The organism is Actinoplanes sp. NBC_00393, from assembly GCF_036053395.1.
In the GTDB taxonomy this organism is placed as follows: Bacteria; Actinomycetota; Actinomycetes; order Mycobacteriales; family Micromonosporaceae; genus Actinoplanes.
Map to the genome: position 1 here is coordinate 15464 of NZ_CP107942.1, position 18275 is coordinate 33738.

The following is an 18275-nucleotide window of genomic DNA, read 5'->3' on the forward strand; positions in this document are numbered from 1 at the left end:
CACCTCCGTATGCGAAAAGCGAGTTGGGGTGCTGCCAGAGCCCGCCCGTCAGGCGCGAGCTCCGGCAGCGTGACGGTCAGACCGGGTCGTACGATCCGGTGCTACACGCGCTGGTACTGCACGTGGAGCCGCAGCCGTCGTTGGTGTCGCAGCGGCCTTGCATGAGGGTCGTGGTCAGCTCGACGACCCTCATGTCCAGCTCGAAGTCGTCGTCGGTGACAGGTTCGGTAAGCCGATCTACGGTCGTGGTCAGCGGTGCCATGGACATCACGCTCCAAACGGTGAGAAGGGGACTGGCCGCCCGGCCGTACCAGGGCTGAGCCGCGCGCTGCTCAGGCCGTGGCCGGCCAGGAGATCGTGACGATGCCGTGGGTCTTGCCCATGACGGCGACGTCGGAAGGAAGCGCCGATTGATCGTTGCCGGTCGGCCAGTAGCCGATCGACGGCTCGGCGACCGGCCGGCCGTCGCGGTCCCAGGCGCGAATCTGTTCGACCAGCGTGGCGGCGGCCGACTCGCCGTCGCGGCCGTACGCGCGGGCGCCGAACTCCACGCCCTCGCCGTTCGGCGCCAGCCGGGTTACGAAGTAGGCGAGGCCACGGCCGCGGACGCCGCCGAACGGGTACCACGGGCGCTGCGTATCCAGCATGCTGCCGTCCTCGGCGGTCAGCCGGCAGAACCCGGGCAGTTGCCAGGCCAGCCACAAATAGAGGTCCGCCCACGACGTCCCGTGCGGAAACAGCACTCCGGACCAAGCCTCGACCGGCCCCGTAGCCAGGACATCATCAAGTTCAGCCGGGTGGTCCGGCGCGCCGGTGTCGAAGCGCAGCGTGACCGTCTTACCGTCGGGGTCGGTCAACGCGAACTGTTGCTCGTCGTGCCGGCCGATGCCCTGCATCGGAACGAACCCGGCTACCTCGATCGACCTACTGACCAGGTGATCGCCCTCGTGGCGCAGCCCGACAGTACGGGTGACACCGTTCATGACCAGCGGCAGAACGAGGGTGCCTTCCGGAGCCAGCTGCCGCAGCCAGGCCGGGGCCACATCCCACGCGCCCACCGTGACGATGATCGCGTCGAACTCCGTCTCCCCGGGCACACCGTTCTCGGCGTCCGCGACCAGAACCCGCACCCGGCCGCCGTACCCGGTCTCGTCGAGCAGCTTCGCCGCCCGGTCGGTGACCTCCGGATCGATGTCCACGGTGACCACCCGGCCCTGCTCACCGACGATCTCCGCGATCAGCGCCGCGTTCAACCCGCCCGACCCGACCTCCAGTACGCGCATACCCGGCTGCAGCTCGGCCTGCTCCAGCATCCGCGCCTGGATGTACGCCGCCGACACCGACGACAGCGCCGCTCCACGCTCATCCCGCTTGGTCACCACCGAGCTGTCGTAGCCGTACGCAATCTCCAGTGCGGTGTCCTCAGGTAAGAAGCGTTCCCGCGGCACCTTGCGGAACGCCGCCTCGACCGCCGCGCTGGTGATCTTCCCTTCGGCTCGGAGCTGGGCCACCAGCGCAACCCGCAGGTCCTCCGCCCGCTGGGCATAACCCGTGATCCCGGAAGCACTGGCCTCGGTGCCGTGTGCTGCATCATGCATGCCAACTGTTCCCTTCATCTGGGACTACCGTGCGTCCACCGATCTGCTGCGAGGCGGTTTGGCCCGACGGGCGTGACCAGCGTCTGTGGACTCAGAAGCACCTGTCACGCCCGCCCGGCCCCCGTCACACGGCGGTGTTGTCTTGGTGACGGGAGTCGTATCGGCGGCCAGAGCAATCCGATCAACCGGAACAGGACTGTCGCAGACGCGGAAAACTGGGAGATCGCCGCATTCCCCACGCGCCTGGTACAACTGCCGCGCGTTGATCAACTCGGGTTGGCTGGCACCCGGACGACGGACGGGAAGCCGCACGGTCCGCGAGAAGATCACCGCCGCGTTCTCGCGGCGCCGGCACGGCCCCCACGAGCCGCAGGCCACACACCGGCCAGTCGCGCTCGACGTCACGTGCTCGTCCAGCGTGGCTTGAGCCGTCCGCAACTGCTGCTCCGCGCAGGTCGCGTAGTACGTGGTCGTTGCCCTCATCAGTCACCCCCGGGTTGGCAAGGCCGCGTCGCTGGGCCGTGTGCCTACACTCACCGACTGTCCGCAGGTCCGGAACCCCGATTTACCAGGAGAGTTGACAGGAGAATTAGCAGGCATCAGGCCATTGACCTGCGGCTTCTCCGCGCGCCCAGGACAGCGGTTCAGCGATTCGCCACGAAACCGGGGTTAGGCTCTGCGGCGCACCGGGACAGTCACCCTCAGCCGGACAGTCGCGGAGGTTCCCTGATGATCAGCCCCTACGTACGCCGCCACCGGCTCGCCGCCGAACTGATCAGGCTGCGCGAGGAACACGGCTATTCGACCCAGCGGCTCGCCAAGGCGATCGGCATCCCCCGCCAGCGCATCAGCCAACTGCAGAACGGGCACCTGCGTCCCGACCTGGACGACATCCTGCGGATCCTGGATGTGTTCGGAGTCGGCGAGCGCCGCTGGGAGCAGATCCTCACCATCGCCCGGGACGCTCAGGAACGCGGCTGGTGGGAGAAGTTCCGTGAGGAGATGGGTGCCCGCCAGGCGCTGATTGCCGACCTGGAAGCCGGCGCCCGCGCCATCGCGGAGTATCAGATGACCCTGCTGCCCGGCCTGCTTCAGCTTCCGGCCTTCACCGAGGTCCGGGCACGCGCCGACCGCGGCGCCTACCCCGAGCACTTCGACCCCAGCCGAGCCCTGGAAGCCCGCGCCGTCCGGCAACGCGTCCTGGAACGCGCCGGCGGACCCACCTACGAGGTCATCATCGACGAACTGGCCGTACGCCGGCACGCCGCTCCGCGCGACATCGTCCGGGCACAGCTCAGCCACCTCGTCCGCCTGGGACAGCACCGCAAGAAGATTACGATCCGGATCCTGCCGCTCGCGACATCGATCCCGGGACACCTCGTACCGCGCTCGGCGTTTTTCACCTACCGCTATCCCGACCCTGGCGACCCGATCGTCGTCGCGGTCGACACCGTCACCTCCGACCTGGTCCTCACCCAGCCGGCCGACACCGCTCCGTATCTGGACCTTTACCAGCGACTACAGCAAGCGGCGCTGAGCCCGGCGGAGAGCCTTGCCTTCCTGACTGACGCCGCCGCGGAACTGATGGATCACACAGGGAGCCCAGCATGAACCCCAAGAAGTACCGAACCTGGCGTAAGTCCCGTCGCAGCGACGGCGGCGGCAACTGCGTCGAAGTCTCCTTCGCCGCCGACGGCACCATCGGCGTCCGCGACAGCAAGAACCGCACCGGCCCGGTCCTGGAATTCTCGACAGCCGAATGGGAAGCGTTTCTTGGCGGCGTGCGCGACGGCGAATTCGACCGGCCATAGTGCCGCGCCGGCACGCGGGTTGCGGCTTGAGCGCGCCCAAAGCCCACTGCCATTCTGGGACACGACGAGGAGGTGATCGCCGTGGGCGAGCACCAGCCGAACCGCAAGCTGATCAACGCTCGCCTGCGGACGCAATCGCCGACCGGGTCCGGACATCCGATGTCGAGGCAGGAACTCGCCGAAGCGGTCAACGCCTGGCAATGGCACATCCACGAACGCGAGGACCGCCTCGACGAGACCGACATTGGCAGACTCGAACGCGGCGAGACCCATTGGCCCGGCTCTGCGCGCCGCGAAGGCTTACGCGCCGTTCTGGGTGTCGCAACAGACGTCGGCCTGGGCTTCTACCGGCACCGCCGTCCAGCAGCCCACCGGGGAGCCACCATTTCCCCGGACTCAACCCCGCTTGCAGACGACGTCGAAGTAGTCGCCGGTGCGCTCTACGACCGAGCTGATCGCCGGCATGTCGAACTGCTCCGTCTGGAACTCAACGAGGCGCTCAGTGGCTACGACGGTGTGAAATGGCCCCACCATGACGGCTCGAGTTGGACCCACCTCGTTGATCGATGACGGCTCGAACTGGCCCCACTCGGCGTTCTCCGGGACGACTTCTGGCTGGTCGAAGGCGGGGCCAGTTTCAACCGTCATGGTGGGGATCTTGGCGAGGGTGGAGCCACTTGAAGCCGCCCTGGTGGGGCCAAATACAACCGTCGTAGCCAGCTCAGCGAAGGCACGATGGCCGAGGCGAGCCTCGACGACTGGGAAGAAACGGTTTTCCGGTATGGGCGGGCGACCCGCGATCGTCCGGCAGAGGTGCTCCTGTACGACCTGAGTACCGACCTGGCCGAACTCGGACGGGCGGTTCACCGTCACCGTTCGGCATCGGCCCTGCGTCGCTTGACTCGAGTGACGGCGCAAATGTCCGGCCTGATGTGCCTGACATTCTGCAAACTGGACGACCGACCGGCTGTTCGCCGCTGGGCCCGAACAGCTCGTCTCGCGGCCGACGAGGCAGGCGATTCACAGACGCGGTCCTGGGTGCTGGCTCAGGAATCGTACGGACACTATTACAGCGGTGATCTGCTTGAGGCTCTCGATGTCGCCCAACGCGCACGGGACGTTGTGGCGAAGACTCCGACCGCCGGTGCCGCGCTCGCCGCCGCTCTCCAAGCGCGGGCGTACGCCGCGATGGGTCACGACCAGGAGACCCGCAATGCCCTGGGGCACGCTGAAGAGGTTTTGTCGCACTTGACCGGCGAATCACTCGTGCCGTCCGCCTTCGGGTACACCGAGGCACAGCTTCGCTTCCACCAGGGCAGCGCTCTCACCCATCTGAAAGACGCTCGCGCAGCGATCAAGGCGCAGGATCGCGCCCTGCAGTTGTGCGCGGCCGGTGACTTCACAGACTGGGCCATGACGCGGTTGGACCGCGCCCGCTGTCTCTGCCTTGTGCCCGAAGGCGACGCCAGTAAGGCGTTGGATTACGCGACCGAGACGCTCGCCTCCCTCAGTGAACCGCAAGCTCGAGGCATCATCACCCTGCGTGGTAACGAGCTGTTCAGGTCGCTGCCTCGAAACCAGCGAGCATTGCCGGCGGCACGCAATCTGCGTGAGGTACTGATGCTTACGAGCGAATCGAAAGAGGTACAGGAACCGTGATCGTTGTGACTCCCGCTGAACCCGTCCACGCGGAAGGGATCGTGGCACTGGCGGAGGAGATGGACCGCTTCTACGGTGCCACCGACGTTGATCCACTTGAGGTTCGACTTCGGCAGATCAACGACGCGATTTTCGCCCCGCAGCCGACTGCCAACGCGCTGCTCGCATGGGACGGCGGCAGGCTCGTGGGCTTGGCGGCGTACTCCTTCTTGTGGCCTGCGGTCGGCCTGACCCGATCGCTCTTTCTCAAGGAACTCTATGTCGTTGAGTCGGCACGCCGTTCTGGGGTAGGCGAGCAGCTCATGCGGGCGGTCTTCGCGATCGCTGTCAAGCACGACTGCAGCCGCGTGGAATGGCAGACCGAAAGCACCAACGCCGACGCGCGAGCCTTCTACGCCAAGATCGGTGCACCGGAGTTCGGAGGAAAGGTGTCTTATCGTGTGGACGACGAGCTGCTTCAGCGCCTGACCGGCACGGACAGCGACTCCTTCGGATAGCCAACGGCCGGGAGGCCGGAGAAGCCACCAGGGCATTTACCGCGTCTGCCGCCATGGGCATCGCCATGCCCGCAGGCATTTACCGGGAGGTTCATCGCCGCCGGGCGGCGATCCAGGCCTCCACGTCGTCGGCGAGCCAAATCTTGCCTTGCGCCAGGTCCGCCACAGGTGCCGGGAAGTCCGGCCGCCTGGCGAGCTGGTACACCCGCTGCCGGCTGATCCGACCGATCCGCACCCGGATTTCATGCGCGCCCATGAGACGCAATGCCGTTGTTCTCATACTCCCACTATAGTCGTCCGACTACTGATCCAGCGACATCTTGTCACCTGCCGCACGGAGGGTCTCATCGCCGATCGTAGATCCTCATGATCGTGGCTCGCCGGTGGCCATTCCGCCAAGATCGTGTGCTCACGGGGTGACCGGTGGGCACCATGTTGGGGATGACGGTGTCCACCGTGACAATGGGAGTTGCCGGTTAGCTCCCGGCGTCGGGGACGATGGCGGCCAGGCGACGCCACTGAGCCAGCGGTAGGCCGCGGAAATCGGGGTCGAGCACCTGTAAGCAGACCTGATCAGCGCCGGCTTGCCGATGTTGGCGGATGCGGTCCGCGACGGCTGTTTCGTCGCCCCAGACGATCAGGTCATCGAGGAGCCGGTCACTGCCGTGGTGGTCGAGGTCGTCGTCGGTGTAGCCGAACCGGCGCAGGTTGTTGGTGTAGTGCGGCAAGGTCAGGTACCGGCGCAGGTGCCGCCGACCGATCTCGCGGGCCCGGTCCTTCTCGGTTTCCAGGATCACTGCTTGTTCCGGGACGAGAAGCTTGCCGGGGCCGAGGATGTGCCGGGCGGCGGCGGTGTGTTCGGGAGGTACGAGATAGGTGTGAGCGCCGTCGGCGAATTCGGCAGCCAATGCCAGCATGCGGGGGCCGAGCGCTGCGAGCATGCGGACGGCGTGGCCAGCACGGACCGCTCGGTAGCGCTGAATCAGCGTATCCATAGCCAGCAGGTAGGCGCGGGCGGCCGGTAGCGGCCGGTCGTAACGCAGTCCGCGGGTGTCGGTGACGAGCTTGGCGTGACTGACTCCGATGCCGAGGATGAAGCGGTTGGGGAAGGCTTCGGTGAGGGTTTGGTGGGCTGCGGCCATGGAAAGCGGGTCCCGTGCCCATAGGTTCGCGACGGCGGTCGCGACCGTCATGTGGCTGGTGGCGGCCAGCATGATGGCGGACTGGCTGATCGGTTCGCGGCCGACGTTCTCGCCGATCCACAGGGAGTTGTAGCCCAGTGCTTCGAGTTCTTGAACGGTGTCGCGGACGACGTCGGCGGGGCGGAAGTCGAACTGCGCGGTCCAGAGTCCGAGCCCGCTCAGGTTCATGACCCTGCCTTGCTGGCCACGGCCGTCAGCGCGAGGCTGAACTTGTTCACCACGTCGTTCAGTCCGTTTGCTGCGGCGGGATCGCGGTGGTGGACCAGGCGCCGGATGCGGCGGGCCTGCTGGAGGATCGGCGCTATCGGTTGCTGGATTGTCGAGCTCAAGGCCTGACGGGTGAGATCCGCGGCTTGCGGGATGTCATCGGCCTGCACGGCGGCGTCGGCCAGGAACAGGGTCAGCACGGCGCGTGCCTTGGTGTGGGACTCGGGCAGCGCATCCAGGGATCCGGTCAGATCCGGATGGGCACGCTCGGGTTGGTGTAGCAGCAGCCAGCTGGTGCCGCTGTAGTACCGCAGGTCAAGTGTGCCGTCGGCGAAGTCCATGCCGTGGTGGCGGTCGCGTGCGGTGGAATATCCGGCGGCTTCCTGCGCTAAGGCGTGGGCAGTGCGGAAGCCGTCGCGGTTGCCCATGGCGGCGCAGCCGCGCGCGTGCAGGGCATACAACCAGGCGCGGGTCGTCGCGTCCGAGCCGAGGCTGGCGAAGTAGATACCCCGCTCGATGAGTTCGACGGCGCGCATGAGATTACGCTGATGCCAGGGGATGAGGCTCTGCGCGCCCAGCAGCCAGGCGCCGAGGTTCCAGGCGCGGGCGTCGTGGGCGGCGGAGATCGCCTGCTCGTACCATCGTTCGGCTTCGCTGTGGTCGTCGATGTCGAAACAGGCCCAGGCACGTAGCCCGGCGAGCCGGGCCGCCAGCCGGATCAGCCGTTCGTGATGGCGCAGGGACTGGGGATGACGTAGGTGGGGGGAGAGGCGCTTCATCAGTGTCCTGGTCCCGGCCAAGACGTCGTCCGGCGGCATCTTGGCGAAGTCTCTGTCGAGCCGGTTGCAAGCTAGATCGATGGCAGTCAGCTCGGTGGCATCGCTTCCGGGCTGGTGCAGCAACGCGGCGAACTCGGCAAGATGCACATCCGCGCGATCCTGATCGATCATGTCCTTCATGACGACACGACCGCCCCCTGAACTACCCGCAGCTCGCGGGCCTGGTGGTCGCCGGTGCCGGTAGAAACCCAGGTCGGCGTCCGTTGCGACGCCCAAAACGGCGCGGAGGGCTTCGCGGCGGGCGCGGCCGGGCCAGTGCGTTTCGCCGCGTTCGAGCTTGCCGATGTCGGTCTCGTCGAGGCGGTCCTCGCGCTCGTAGGCGTGCCATTGCCAGGCGTTGGCGGCTTCGGCGAGTTCCTGCCTCGACATCGGGTGCCCGGAACCGGTCGGCGATTGCATCCGCAGGCGGGCGTTGATCAGCTTCTGGTTTGGCTGATGCCCGCCCATTGCGCCCTCCTCCCCGTCGCGTCCCAGGATGGCAGCATGCCTGGCGGCTCTCAAGCCGCTGCCTCGCGCGACGGACCAGGCGGTCAGCCCGTCGTCCCGTTGAATCGGAGGCCGAGCCGAACAGCTTGTCGCCCGGGTCTGCGTGGTCGACGTGGGTAAGCAGGTCGGCAAAGCCTGCACCCGGGTGCCGCATGTCGAGCAGGCGCACCGGCGGATGTGCAGGGTTGTGGGAGCTGGCTGCCTGACCAACGCGGTCAGCCGGCTGACCGAGCAGTTGAAGGACAGAAGGCGAGAGGTGGGGGAAAGATTCCGCCCCACCTGCCTGCTCGGGCTACTCGTCGGCGTCTGGCTTTCTTGCGGCGGTTCGGTCACCGAGTATCCGGACGGTCGTGCTCAATCTGATCGGTAGGCTTTCGTCACCCTTGAGGTACGGATGAATGTCGATTGTCTTGACTCGGCTCCGGCCGGGGCCGTACGGCTGTTGGCGTTCGTGGCCGGAGACCCAGAACCGGTAATCCGGTCTGGCGCGCGTGCGGGTGCCCGTCGGTTCGGTACGTTCCGGCGACGCGGTGGTGGCGCGCGGTTTGATGCATACGGTTCGGACGTCGGGTGCCGGGCGTTTGCTGCGTGCGTACGCCCTGGCGACTGCCTTGGGTAGGGCGGTCGGAACTGCGTCGGCCATCTGCTGGTTGATCAGGAGCCAGGTGGTGACGAGCGGGCCGAGGGGGGTGCCGGCCGTCGAGCGCGGTGCGGCGTGCGATGTGCTCGGCGTGGACCGGGGTTAACCAGCCGATCTCGTGCCGCAGGGGCGGCATCAGGTCGTCCTCGACGGCGTGGCCGATGCTGCGGTAGCCGACCACGTGCCAGCCGTCGGCCTGCGGCGTCCACGACACGGCGGCGAGACGCTGAGGATCGCCCACTGGTGTGGGCCAGGCGAGCAGTCCGGCCGGTGAGGGCACGAGGTCGTCGGTAATCCTCGCGGTGGGCTGCTCCTCGCTCACGGCTTGGACCGGGTCGGTGAACTCGTGGTTGATCCAGTACAGGGGTGCGAGGTCGAGCTGGCCGGCGAGGCTCCGGCGTAGCGCGAGGTCGTTGAACGGTGCAGGTAGCGTCGCGGGACCTCGCAGCAGGCCGGTGAGCCGATCGCGGACTTTCGGGAGCATGTCGGCGGTGATCCGGGCGGCGGGCCAATCCGTGGTGGTGAGCAGTGTTCGTCCTTCGCGGCCGAGGACAATGCCGCGGTGCAGCGTGTTCAGGATCGTGTACTCGTCGCTGCCAGGCAGCCAGTGCATCAGCCCGGCGCAGTGTGCAGTGAGGGCCTCGGAGTCGTCGGCCTCGATGAGCTGGGCACACCGGTAGCAGACGTGCCATTGGTCGTTGTAAGTCTGAACCGTGCCGCCCTCGACAGCGACGATGGCGATGAGACCGGTTCGATAGTTCCAGACCGGCGGTGCGCCGGTGCAGGTGTGGCAGCGGTTGAAGACCTGCTGCAGACGATCGGCGTGGACGGGGATCACGGGGTGCGCGTCGTCACCGACGGGATGGCGGTACGTGATTCGCTGGCCGTCGCGTTGCTCGGTGAGAGCCAGGTGGCATGTTGCGCAGGCCATCAGGGTCGCGAGGTTCATTCGCCACCGCCTTCGGCGCGGCGGTGCAGGTCACGCGTACGAGGGCCCTTGCGCGGCGTGCGGACAGGCATGGTCATGCCGGGCGCGTGGAGGACGTGCTGGTCGCCGCCGCGCCGTTTGGCGTGGTACATGGCCGTGTCGGCGTTGCGCAGCCCAACGGCGACCAGGTCCGGTCCGGCGACTACGGCGATGCCGAGGCTGGCGGTGACGGCGACGGAGACCGGACCTTCATCGGTGGGGATCACGGTCGGCACGGCGAGGACGGTGGTGAGCATGTCGGCGAGTCGGTCGAGGCGCTGGCCGCCAAGGGGTACGACAGCGACGAATTCGTCTCCGGACAGCCGTGCGGCACTGCCGTGGTGAACGTCGGCGAGTTCCCCGATCCGGCTGGCGATTCGGACGAGGAGGATGTCGCCGGCACCGTGGCCGTAGGTGTCGTTGACTTCTTTGAACCGGTCGACGTCGATGAGGATGACGACGATCGGTTGCGGCTCTGCGGCGGTGCAGGCGGCTTGCAGACCCGTGCGGTTGTACAGGCCGGTGAGCGAGTCATGGGTCAGCTGCCACGCGGCGTCGGCCAACGCGGCGCGTAGCCGTGTGACGGATCGCCGGGTGGCGAGATGTCCCAGCCCGGCTCCGAGTGCGATTGCCACGATGGTGGTGATCACGAGGTCGGTGGTGAACACTGGGTTCCTCCATTCCGATGGAGGAACCCGGGACGCGTACGTTTCGTAGGCGAGGCGTCCCGGGTTCTCTGGATACGACGACGGCCCGCCGAAGGCGGGCCGCTTCTTCTGTTTGTTGCGCCGGAGCGCGTTTATCGGAGCTGGGGTAGCTCCGCGAGGATGTCGGCGCTGTCGCGGACCAGGCGGGCTTGCGGGTGGTCACGCAGGGCCTGGTGTGTGCCGGCGGACAGGGCTGAGGTGACCGGGCCGGGCACGATCATGGCGCGTCGGCCTCGGCGGATGGCTTCCTCGATCACGGCGATCGAACTGCTGCGCAGACCGGCTTCGACCAGGACGGTGCCGCTGGTCATTCCGGCCAGCAGACGTCCGGCCGCAACGGCTCGTTCGCGGCTGGGTTCGGTGCCGGGCGGGTAGGCGGTGACCAATAGTCCGTCGCGGGTGACCTGGCTGAGTCGGCCCTGCAGGCTGGCCGGGTGCGGACGGTCGATGCCGCCGGGTAGGACCACGACGGCCCGGCCGCCGACCGCGAGCGTGCCGCGCATTACGGCGGCGGGGATGCCGAAGCTGCTGGTGGTGCCGACGGTCCACCCGGCGGTGGCCATGCCCTGACCCAGGTCGGAGGCGATGGCCGCCCCGTACGGGGTGGCTGCCGTGCTGCCGCAGATCGCCACGGTGCGTGCCGGGATGCGCCCGGGGTTGCCGAGGGCCCACAGGCACAGCGTGGAGCTCGGGGCTGCGGCATAGGCGACGCGGGAGAGATCATCGAGACGCTCGGGCCAGTCGTCGTCCTCCGGCGTGAGCACCCGTGCGCCGGCCTGCCGGGTGGCTTCACCGACCGCTCGGCTGTGGGCATGCAGCTGCTCGATCGTCATGTCGCCGAGATACCGCTCCCGGTCCTGCCGGGGAAAGTCCGGCAAGGTCAGCAGGTCCAGGGCCTCGACCGGGCCGAAGAACGTGACCAGGGCATGCAGCTCTTCGGCCCGATCCGGCAGCAGGGTGATCAGGTACGCGAGTGTGGCTCGGGCGACGCGATCGCGCTCCAGGTCGATGCTCACCGGAGTCCTCCCGCCACGTCCGCGACGTCGTCGGCTTCGGTTGTGCTGCCGGCGGGGGTGAGGTCGGCGAGGATTCCCTTGGCAACGCGCAGCACGGTGCCGGCGCACTGTGCGACGAGGTCCATGTCGCCGTCGGCCCAGCCGAGCACGTAGGCGTCGCTGTAGGCGGCAGTGTCCAGGTCCAGGGCTGCGCAGACGATGTGCGCGACGCTTTCGGCTTCGGTCTCGGCCCGGCCGCGGTGCACATCTTCGCCGGGCGGCCTGTCGCTGAGGTGACCGCAGCGGATGTGCGCCAGCTCGTGCACGGTGGTCTTGACGCGTTGGGCGGCGCTGACGTCGTCGCGTACGCGAACCAGCATCACGTCGCCGGCCACGGTGACACCGTTGGCTTCGGCGAGATAGCGGCTGCCCGGCGCGGCCAGTTCGAAGCTGTACCCTTCCGCTTTGATCAGCGTGACGACATCGTCGAACGCTTCGGTCGGGTCGTCGCCGGATAGCAGTTGCGGCATCCCGGCGGCCGACGTCCGGATCCGGCGCAGCCGCCGCACGGTAGGCACCTCGAACGGTTCTCCGTCGGTCTGCGACAACTCGAACGTCGGCATCAGCCGGAACCCGACGACCTGCACATCCGGGCGCCCGGACGGCTCCCTTTTCACCGTTCGGCCTTCGGTTTCCCACTGGCGCGCCTGTTCTTCGGTCGGCCGCCGCCGCACCGGGGCCCAGACCTTGAACGCCTTCTCACCCTTGCGGACTTCGCGGTGGTGACGCTTCCAGCCGGTGGTGCCGTCCTTGTTGCCGAACGGCAGGAAGTAGCGGGCAGTGATCCCGCGTTCCTCGGCCTGCATCATCAGCAGCAGCTGGTTGCTGAGGCTGTAGTGAGCGCCGAGCACGGCGACCTGCTCGATGAACTCGACCCACCGGGCCGGGTCGGACGCCAGCGCGGCAAGCCGGGCGTCGAACTCATCCTTGATCTTTTGCAGGAACGCGTCGGTTTCCTGCTGCGCGCGCGGTGCGCGCTGCGTGGTGACCATCAGTGGTCCCTCCTGTTCTCCGCCATGCGGCGGCGGGCAGGCTGGGACCTCGCGGTCCCAGCCTGCCCGCCGGCACACGGGTGGGACCGCGCGAACGCGGATTTCTCAGGGCCGCCGTTTCACGGCTTCGGCGGCAAGTTGGTCAGGCTCGCGGTGGGCGCCGGTCGGCGGCCGCAACCAATTCGGGGTACGCGGTACGCAGGGCCGTCCAGAGCTGATCAAGGAGTTCGAGAACCGCCTGACCCACCGGATGCGGGTAGTGCGGTGGTGTGGCAGCGCGCAATGCGAACGGCTGGTCGGTCAGGGTCTCCGGATGGTCGAGCCATCGGATTCCGGCACCGGTACAGGCCGGGTTGGGACACTGGTCCGGGATTCGTGGGGCGGCGGCGGGCCGGTAGTTGGTGTACCAGCGTGTGTCCGATGGGCTGCCGGTGGTCAGGCCGGCCTCGATGCTCCCACCGTCGGTCCACAGGTGAGCGACGGTGCGACATCGGATGCAGCGGGCATGGCACCAGACGTACCGGACGTCGCTGATGACGCCGGTGTGACCGGTGATGGCCAGCCTCGGTTGAGGTGCTGTCGCCACCCATGCGTGGATGCCGCCGACCGTGGGCGGATACTCGCTCATCTCGGTTCACCGATCATGCCGAGTCGGCCGATCAGCCATTGCCGGGCTCGGGGCAGGACGATGAGATGGCTGGCGCCGACACGGTGCACGTAGGCGGCGCGGCCCTCGGGCAGCTCCGTTGCGGCCACGACGACGGTTCCTGAACACCGCAGCGGCTTTCGGACACGCGGGGCGAGGTCGAGCCCGACGATGATCATTCCGCGTCGGCGGGCGTGCCGTCGCGCGCCCGGTATCGACGTGAGGTACTCGAATCGGTAGCCGATCTGCTGTTCGCAGCCTTCCAGTTCAGCGATCAGCGACGGGTCGGCGGTGATAGCGACGGGCGGGTGCCGTCGTACGGTCATGCTCTTCTCCAATGACGGAACGCCCGCGCACTGGCGGGCGTCGACGACGGATTGGCTCCAAGGATCGGTCATCCGTTGATTCGTCGGATGTGCCGGTAGATGGTGTCCGCGGTGAGCGGCTCGCCGATCAGGTTCGTCGGGCGTTCGATGCGTCGCCAGCCGTTGAATTCGCAGGCAAGCCAGACGGTGGGGCCCGTGCCGGTGACGGCGATGACGTCTCCGGTCGACAGCGAGCGCAGCCCGAGCAGCCGGTAGACGGCGGCGAGGAGGAAGTCACCCTCGCCGCCGAGAACCGTCCGGCTGTCCTCCAGGTGGTCCAGATCGACGTTGAAGACCCGGTAGGCCCAGTCGGCGATCTCTTCCGGGGTGATGGAATCGGCCGGCAGCAGCCGCCAGGTTGAGAAGACCTCGGTGAGGGTCTGGCCGGGGTCGTAGGGCAGGAATCGGCTGTCAACGTTGTGGCAGATCTCGATGAGGTGCGGTGTCATGGCGGAATCTCCGTTCGCAGGGCGGAGTCCGGGCGCGGGTGTGGGCCGCGTCCGGACGTGTGGTGGCCGGACGCCGGCCGGGTAGATGGATGCGAAGGTGCGCTGTCGCGTCCCGCGCGGAAGGCGAGAGGCGTCAGCGTTGGTGAACGCCGTGTCGGAAACGCTGGCGACGGCGCCGACCGTGGGGGTGGGCGCATTGCCGTCGCGCGAGGCGAGGGGATCAGCGGCGCATAGAGAGTAAGGAAGAACTTTCAGGCTACGGTGCCGGTGGCCTCCGGGGCGGAGTTGTCAGGTCTCGCGGTCTGGCAGGAGCTGACAACCCGCTACCGGCTCGAGCGCGATCGCCCGTCCGGTCCTCCAGATAGCCGCGGTTGCCTCGCTACGGCGACGAGCATCCGCGGCTATCTTCCATTCCGTGCGATGGACCCGGGTTCGCCGCGTGAACACTTGGGTTCGTCGGAACTCACGGAACTTCAGCGGCGGCGCAGGACCAGTACGTCTTCGTGGGCGATCAGGTGTACGGGGACGCCTTCGGCGCGGGAGCGGCGGACTGCCATGAGCCCGAACATGGAGGCGCGGTGCACGATCTGTCCGTCGCGGACGGCGGCGAGCATCGCCGCGCACCGCTGCACCGGTACCAGCCCTACCGAGCGCCCGACTGCGAGCAGTTCACCCGGCAGGTCGATCAGGTCGTCTCGATGGCGACGAACCGGCCGGCAGGTGATGACCACGGTGCCGCCGGGGCGCAGCAGCTGGCAGCTGGCGGACAGGATCGTGGCGAATCCGTCGAGCAGGCGGGACCATCCGGCGTAGGCGAGGTTGCCGCGTTGCCGGTCCCCGTACAGGTGGTCGCGCTTGCGTATTCCGCTGCTGTTGGCGCGTACGAGGCCGTGGGTCCCGCGCCCGTACGGCGGCGAGGTGAGCACCAGTCCGACCTGGCCGACCGCGGACGCGGGCACCAGGTCGAGCAGTCCGGTGGCGTCGCCGGTGAAAACCTTCGCCGTACCGGTGGCGCCCTGTGCCGAGGCCAGGGTGACATTGGCGTCGGCCAGCGTGGTGAACCGGGGTTCGATGTCGATGCCTATGCCGTGCCTGCCCAGGTGCATGGCCTCGACAAGGGTGGTGCCGGAGCCGCACATCGGATCGAACACCAGGTCGCCCGGCGCGGTGTAGGAGTTGATCGCGTACGCGGCCAGGTTCGGCAGCATCTTGCCGGGATGGCTGGAGGTCTCCGGCACGTAGCGGCCTCGTCGCTGGTCGCGGGCCGGCTGCTGGCAGGTCAGCCAGACCGACGTGACGGGCAATGTGTCGTCAGGCATCGGCTTCCCCTTCGCCATCCTGCGGTGCGGCCATGACGAGTAGGTCGGTGTGGATGTCGAGCTGGGTCTGCTGTCCTTTGCGGGGCGATCGGTGGGCCGCCACGATGTGCTGCAGGTACGCCAGCCCGGCCTTTTTGGCGGCGACGATGACGTCGGCCGGGAGGATGACGTCGTCGTGCGGCAGGAGCACGGCGACGCAGCCGCCCGGCACGAGGCTGGTGCGGCAGCGGCTGAAGAAGTCGACGGGTGCGGCGGGGTCAGCGGGCGGCCATCCGGTGACGATCAGCGTCGCTTTTTCTCTGCCCCAGCCGGCTGATCGTGGTTCCTGAAGACTGCGACGGCGAGCCTTGATGATCGCGCGGGCCAGTTGCGGCCCGCTGGCCAGGTCGATGACGGGATCGAACGGATGGCTGAGGTTGTGGATGATCCGTACGCCCATCGGGTTGGACATGGTCTCGCCCGGCTGCGGGGCGGGTACCGGCCACACCGTGACCGGTACGGGCGGATTCCCGGACACCGTGTCCCCGATGGGAATCGGTGCCGGGCGGCGGTTTCTGTAGGTCATGGGCACGACGGCCCCCGCGACCGGCGGGCGTACTGACGATCCCCAGTGCGCCGCTGACCGGCCGATCGAACCCATCCCGGCCCTGACAGCACCTGTCACGGCCGGGTGCAGGGCTGACCCGACCGGTCAGAACCTGTCCCGAGCTGACAACGGCTTCTGATGTCAGATCCGGATGTGTCAATCGATGCCTCGAAGCGTCCGCACCGGGCGGAGCGCTCCGCGACGAGGAGATCGATGATGGCTTTCACCAGGACATCCGAGACGGCGCTGACCACCGCCGAGACGGCGTTCGCGATGCTGACCTGCGAACCCGCGCCGTTGGTCTTCGACGCCAGGCCGGTACCGGGCCTGCCGGACACCACGCTGCCGTTGAACGAGCTGCGCACCCTGCTGCTCTACGAGCGCTACGACAGCGACACCACCGACGCGCTGTGGCGCCAACTCGCCGGGCACGCCCGCGACTGGGGAGCGGCCTGGGTGGTCGGCGCGATCGGGGTCGCTCTGCCGGCTCTGACCCATCTCGCGGCGCGGATCAGCCGCGGCCATCTGCGGCACGTCGAGGATGTCGACTCCGAAGTGCTGGCCGGGTTTCTGCACGCCCTGCGTACGACGGACCTGGTAGCACCCCGGTTGTGGCTGCGGATGTGCTGGGCGGCCTGGCGTGCCGGCGCTGCGGTGGTCGAGGCGGAAGAGGGCGAGGAGCTGCCGCTGGATCTGTCCAGCGGGTCGCGGTCACCGCGCATGCCGTACGGGCATCCCGATCTGCTGCTCGGCCGTGCTGCCGCGGCTGGGCTGATCACCGACGAGGCCGCCGAGCTGATCAGCGCGACCCGCTTCGGCGACACGTTGATCGAGCAGCTCGCCGCCGAACAGGGCTTGACGCCGGGCGCCCTGCGGATGCGCCGACGCCGCGCCGAAAGGACGGTGGCTGCAGCCGTCACGCGCGGTGACCTGTCTGGTCCGTTGCACGCGTCCGGCCGAACCGGCGGCAAGCTGGCCGCGTAAAGATCTCTGCTGACAAGTCGAAGCGGCCGCACCAGGCATCCCTGCCCGGTGCGGCCGCTTCGCTGTTGCGGTAGGGGAACCGAAGATTCGGTACGCGAGAGGACGTGTCACTGCATGGCGGTGGCGGGTGGGTGGTCGAAGGATGCGGGGCAGCGGAAGACGTACAGCGAGTAGCCGCGCCCGATCTGCACGCCGACGGTGTCCGGGGACGCGTTCGGGTCCTCCTCCAGCGGGCGCCAGCTGCAATGCATGCCGTCCCAGTCGGCCGAGCTCGCGGTGAAGGTCAAGGTCATCGCGGCGCCGCAGGCGGCACAGTTCATCGGGTGCGGGTCGGTCAGCGACCAGTTCGCGTACCCACCGACCTTCCATCCTGGTGCCAGTGACAGGTCGCTCTGGTAGCTGGCACCCCGCTCCTCGTCTTCGTCGTCATCCCACTCGTCGAGCCGGTCGCGCAGGTCGTCAGGGAGCAGGTCGGCGTACTGGTACTCGCAGACCTGCTCGGGGTGCACCACGCAGGGGACCGGCAGGTACATGTCGCTGATCACCGGTGGCTCGGGTGGCGTGTCGAGCAACGGGCCGACGGCGGAACTGTCGCGCCAGTAGAAGAAGACGCGCGGGCTGTAGTGCCGGTCGGAGTGGTCCACCGGGCACCACAGCACCTGGAGCAGGCCGGTGCCGCCCGGGCCGGCGTAGTCCGGGATGTCGCGGCGGTACAGCTGTGCGACCGGGACCAGCGGAATCGGCTCCTCGATCAGGTCGTCCAACTCCAGGGCGTCGGCGGCGTCGAGTTCGGCCCGTTCCTCGGCGGTCAGGAACTCCCCGTCCGGCAGCGACTCGCGGGCGTTCGCATTCGTAAGGATCTCCCGCCGGCGACGCTCGGCGGTCGGGGTGGTCAGGTTGTACGGCTCGTGCGCCCCGGCGTCGTCGCAGACCGGCCACGGCTCATCGGCCGGCCACAGCAGCGGCCCGCCGACTGAGCTGGCCGCGACGGTCGGCGTGCCAGGCCGGGGATGCAGGCGGGTGGCGGTAGTGGAGTGTTCCCGCAGCTCGGGGAAGAGCGCGGTGATGTCCAGCGGACGCGGGGGAGTGGTGCGGGCCATGGCAGTGGATCTTAAGGTTCGTGCCCTGCTCCTATGCCGGGCGTCCATGGTCCCGGCTCAGGCGAATCCGCCGACATGCTGACTGGTCGTGTCAGGAGTTGACCGGCGGCGTCCGAGTTCGATCCACCTGACAGCGCGGATCTGGGCGGTGCATGTCATCCACGGC

Annotated in this window: 21 protein-coding genes; 6 read left to right on the plus strand and 15 right to left on the minus strand. The window is 68.1% G+C overall.

Features of this window, described 5'->3' with window-relative positions:
• Window positions 1-76: 76 nt before the first annotated feature.
• Together OHA21_RS00060 and fxlM are read right to left on the minus strand one after the other, a co-directional pair.
• Window positions 77-262: an FxLD family lanthipeptide gene (locus OHA21_RS00060; protein WP_328468793.1), complete on the minus strand. Its 186-nt coding sequence runs from the start codon at window positions 260-262 to the stop codon at window positions 77-79.
• Between the two features lie 70 nt (window positions 263-332).
• Window positions 333-1598: a methyltransferase, FxLD system gene (fxlM, locus tag OHA21_RS00065; RefSeq protein WP_328468795.1), complete on the minus strand. Its 1266-nt coding sequence runs from the start codon at window positions 1596-1598 to the stop codon at window positions 333-335.
• 729 nt (window positions 1599-2327) lie between these two features.
• On the opposite strand from fxlM, the gene OHA21_RS00070 reads away from it, so the two are divergent.
• The 5 genes from OHA21_RS00070 to OHA21_RS00090 all read left to right on the plus strand — a co-directional run bounded on the left by OHA21_RS00070 (window position 2328) and on the right by OHA21_RS00090 (window position 5565).
• Window positions 2328-3209, plus strand: a complete 882-nt coding sequence (locus tag OHA21_RS00070; RefSeq protein WP_328468797.1) for a helix-turn-helix domain-containing protein — start codon at window positions 2328-2330, stop codon at window positions 3207-3209.
• On the plus strand, window positions 3206-3409 hold the full coding sequence (locus OHA21_RS00075) for a DUF397 domain-containing protein (protein WP_328468799.1): 204 nt from the start codon (window positions 3206-3208) through the stop codon (window positions 3407-3409). The genes OHA21_RS00070 and OHA21_RS00075 overlap by 4 nt, the downstream gene beginning before the upstream one ends.
• 81 nt (window positions 3410-3490) lie before the next feature.
• Window positions 3491-3979, plus strand: coding sequence for a hypothetical protein (locus tag OHA21_RS00080; RefSeq protein WP_328468801.1), 489 nt, complete (start codon window positions 3491-3493; stop codon window positions 3977-3979).
• 165 nt (window positions 3980-4144) lie between these two features.
• The gene (locus OHA21_RS00085) at window positions 4145-5068 is read left to right on the plus strand and encodes a hypothetical protein (RefSeq protein WP_328468803.1); all 924 of its coding nucleotides are present in this window, start codon (window positions 4145-4147) and stop codon (window positions 5066-5068) included.
• Complete coding sequence (locus tag OHA21_RS00090) at window positions 5065-5565, plus strand: GNAT family N-acetyltransferase (protein WP_328468805.1); 501 nt, start codon at window positions 5065-5067, stop codon at window positions 5563-5565. Before OHA21_RS00085 ends, OHA21_RS00090 begins: the two co-directional genes overlap by 4 nt.
• Window positions 5566-5656: 91 nt before the next feature.
• On the opposite strand, the gene OHA21_RS00095 is transcribed toward OHA21_RS00090, so the two are convergent.
• From OHA21_RS00095 to OHA21_RS00150, 12 genes are all read right to left on the minus strand, one after another.
• Entirely contained in the window at window positions 5657-5845 is a 189-nt protein-coding gene (locus tag OHA21_RS00095; protein ID WP_328468807.1) for a helix-turn-helix transcriptional regulator, read from the minus strand.
• Between the two features lie 196 nt (window positions 5846-6041).
• Complete coding sequence (locus OHA21_RS00100; RefSeq protein WP_328468809.1) at window positions 6042-6935, minus strand: LLM class F420-dependent oxidoreductase; 894 nt, start codon at window positions 6933-6935, stop codon at window positions 6042-6044.
• On the minus strand, window positions 6932-8260 hold the full coding sequence (locus tag OHA21_RS00105; RefSeq protein ID WP_328468811.1) for a hypothetical protein: 1329 nt from the start codon (window positions 8258-8260) through the stop codon (window positions 6932-6934). Before OHA21_RS00105 ends, OHA21_RS00100 begins: the two co-directional genes overlap by 4 nt.
• 416 nt (window positions 8261-8676) lie before the next feature.
• The gene (locus tag OHA21_RS00110; protein WP_328468813.1) at window positions 8677-9888 is read right to left on the minus strand and encodes a hypothetical protein; all 1212 of its coding nucleotides are present in this window, start codon (window positions 9886-9888) and stop codon (window positions 8677-8679) included.
• Window positions 9885-10574, minus strand: a complete 690-nt coding sequence (locus OHA21_RS00115) for a GGDEF domain-containing protein (protein ID WP_328468815.1) — start codon at window positions 10572-10574, stop codon at window positions 9885-9887. Before OHA21_RS00115 ends, OHA21_RS00110 begins: the two co-directional genes overlap by 4 nt.
• Window positions 10575-10705: 131 nt before the next feature.
• Window positions 10706-11629, minus strand: coding sequence for a DNA-processing protein DprA (locus tag OHA21_RS00120; RefSeq protein WP_328468817.1), 924 nt, complete (start codon window positions 11627-11629; stop codon window positions 10706-10708).
• On the minus strand, window positions 11626-12660 hold the full coding sequence (locus OHA21_RS00125) for an ArdC family protein (protein WP_328468819.1): 1035 nt from the start codon (window positions 12658-12660) through the stop codon (window positions 11626-11628). The genes OHA21_RS00120 and OHA21_RS00125 overlap by 4 nt, the downstream gene beginning before the upstream one ends.
• 142 nt (window positions 12661-12802) lie before the next feature.
• On the minus strand, window positions 12803-13288 hold the full coding sequence (locus OHA21_RS00130; RefSeq protein WP_328468821.1) for a hypothetical protein: 486 nt from the start codon (window positions 13286-13288) through the stop codon (window positions 12803-12805).
• A complete protein-coding gene (locus OHA21_RS00135) occupies window positions 13285-13704 on the minus strand; it encodes a hypothetical protein (protein ID WP_328468823.1) in 420 nt (139 codons plus the stop codon). The genes OHA21_RS00130 and OHA21_RS00135 overlap by 4 nt, the downstream gene beginning before the upstream one ends.
• Window positions 13701-14120 carry a hypothetical protein gene (locus tag OHA21_RS00140; RefSeq protein ID WP_328468825.1) on the minus strand — a complete coding sequence of 140 codons (420 nt, stop codon included), beginning with the start codon at window positions 14118-14120 and terminating at the stop codon, window positions 13701-13703. Before OHA21_RS00140 ends, OHA21_RS00135 begins: the two co-directional genes overlap by 4 nt.
• Before the next feature lie 473 nt (window positions 14121-14593).
• Window positions 14594-15439, minus strand: a complete 846-nt coding sequence (locus OHA21_RS00145; protein WP_328468827.1) for a TRM11 family SAM-dependent methyltransferase — start codon at window positions 15437-15439, stop codon at window positions 14594-14596.
• Window positions 15432-16004 carry a hypothetical protein gene (locus tag OHA21_RS00150; protein ID WP_328468829.1) on the minus strand — a complete coding sequence of 191 codons (573 nt, stop codon included), beginning with the start codon at window positions 16002-16004 and terminating at the stop codon, window positions 15432-15434. Before OHA21_RS00150 ends, OHA21_RS00145 begins: the two co-directional genes overlap by 8 nt.
• 234 nt (window positions 16005-16238) lie before the next feature.
• Between OHA21_RS00150 and OHA21_RS00155 the strand changes: the two genes are divergently transcribed.
• The gene (locus tag OHA21_RS00155) at window positions 16239-17009 is read left to right on the plus strand and encodes a hypothetical protein (RefSeq protein WP_328468831.1); all 771 of its coding nucleotides are present in this window, start codon (window positions 16239-16241) and stop codon (window positions 17007-17009) included.
• Window positions 17010-17116: 107 nt separating this feature from the next.
• Here OHA21_RS00155 and OHA21_RS00160 read toward each other — a convergent pair whose 3' ends face one another.
• Complete coding sequence (locus OHA21_RS00160; protein ID WP_328468833.1) at window positions 17117-18109, minus strand: hypothetical protein; 993 nt, start codon at window positions 18107-18109, stop codon at window positions 17117-17119.
• Window positions 18110-18275 lie beyond the last annotated feature (166 nt).

Bases quoted from the DNA above. Each gene is read 5' to 3' on its own strand.
- OHA21_RS00110 (WP_328468813.1), bottom strand. From the start codon at position 9,888: ATGAACCTCGCGACCCTGATGGCCTGCGCAACATGCCACCTGGCTCTC.
- OHA21_RS00095 (WP_328468807.1), bottom strand. From the start codon at position 5,845: ATGAGAACAACGGCATTGCGTCTCATGGGCGCGCATGAAATCCGGGTG.
- OHA21_RS00145 (WP_328468827.1), bottom strand. From the start codon at position 15,439: ATGCCTGACGACACATTGCCCGTCACGTCGGTCTGGCTGACCTGCCAG.
- fxlM (WP_328468795.1), bottom strand. From the start codon at position 1,598: ATGCATGATGCAGCACACGGCACCGAGGCCAGTGCTTCCGGGATCACG.
- OHA21_RS00125 (WP_328468819.1), bottom strand. From the start codon at position 12,660: ATGGTCACCACGCAGCGCGCACCGCGCGCGCAGCAGGAAACCGACGCG.
- OHA21_RS00070 (WP_328468797.1), top strand. From the start codon at position 2,328: ATGATCAGCCCCTACGTACGCCGCCACCGGCTCGCCGCCGAACTGATC.
- OHA21_RS00155 (WP_328468831.1), top strand. From the start codon at position 16,239: ATGATGGCTTTCACCAGGACATCCGAGACGGCGCTGACCACCGCCGAG.
- OHA21_RS00060 (WP_328468793.1), bottom strand. From the start codon at position 262: ATGGCACCGCTGACCACGACCGTAGATCGGCTTACCGAACCTGTCACC.
- OHA21_RS00075 (WP_328468799.1), top strand. From the start codon at position 3,206: ATGAACCCCAAGAAGTACCGAACCTGGCGTAAGTCCCGTCGCAGCGAC.
- OHA21_RS00130 (WP_328468821.1), bottom strand. From the start codon at position 13,288: ATGAGCGAGTATCCGCCCACGGTCGGCGGCATCCACGCATGGGTGGCG.
- OHA21_RS00100 (WP_328468809.1), bottom strand. From the start codon at position 6,935: ATGAACCTGAGCGGGCTCGGACTCTGGACCGCGCAGTTCGACTTCCGC.
- OHA21_RS00085 (WP_328468803.1), top strand. From the start codon at position 4,145: ATGGCCGAGGCGAGCCTCGACGACTGGGAAGAAACGGTTTTCCGGTAT.
- OHA21_RS00105 (WP_328468811.1), bottom strand. From the start codon at position 8,260: ATGGGCGGGCATCAGCCAAACCAGAAGCTGATCAACGCCCGCCTGCGG.
- OHA21_RS00150 (WP_328468829.1), bottom strand. From the start codon at position 16,004: ATGACCTACAGAAACCGCCGCCCGGCACCGATTCCCATCGGGGACACG.
- OHA21_RS00160 (WP_328468833.1), bottom strand. From the start codon at position 18,109: ATGGCCCGCACCACTCCCCCGCGTCCGCTGGACATCACCGCGCTCTTC.
- OHA21_RS00140 (WP_328468825.1), bottom strand. From the start codon at position 14,120: ATGACACCGCACCTCATCGAGATCTGCCACAACGTTGACAGCCGATTC.
- OHA21_RS00135 (WP_328468823.1), bottom strand. From the start codon at position 13,704: ATGACCGATCCTTGGAGCCAATCCGTCGTCGACGCCCGCCAGTGCGCG.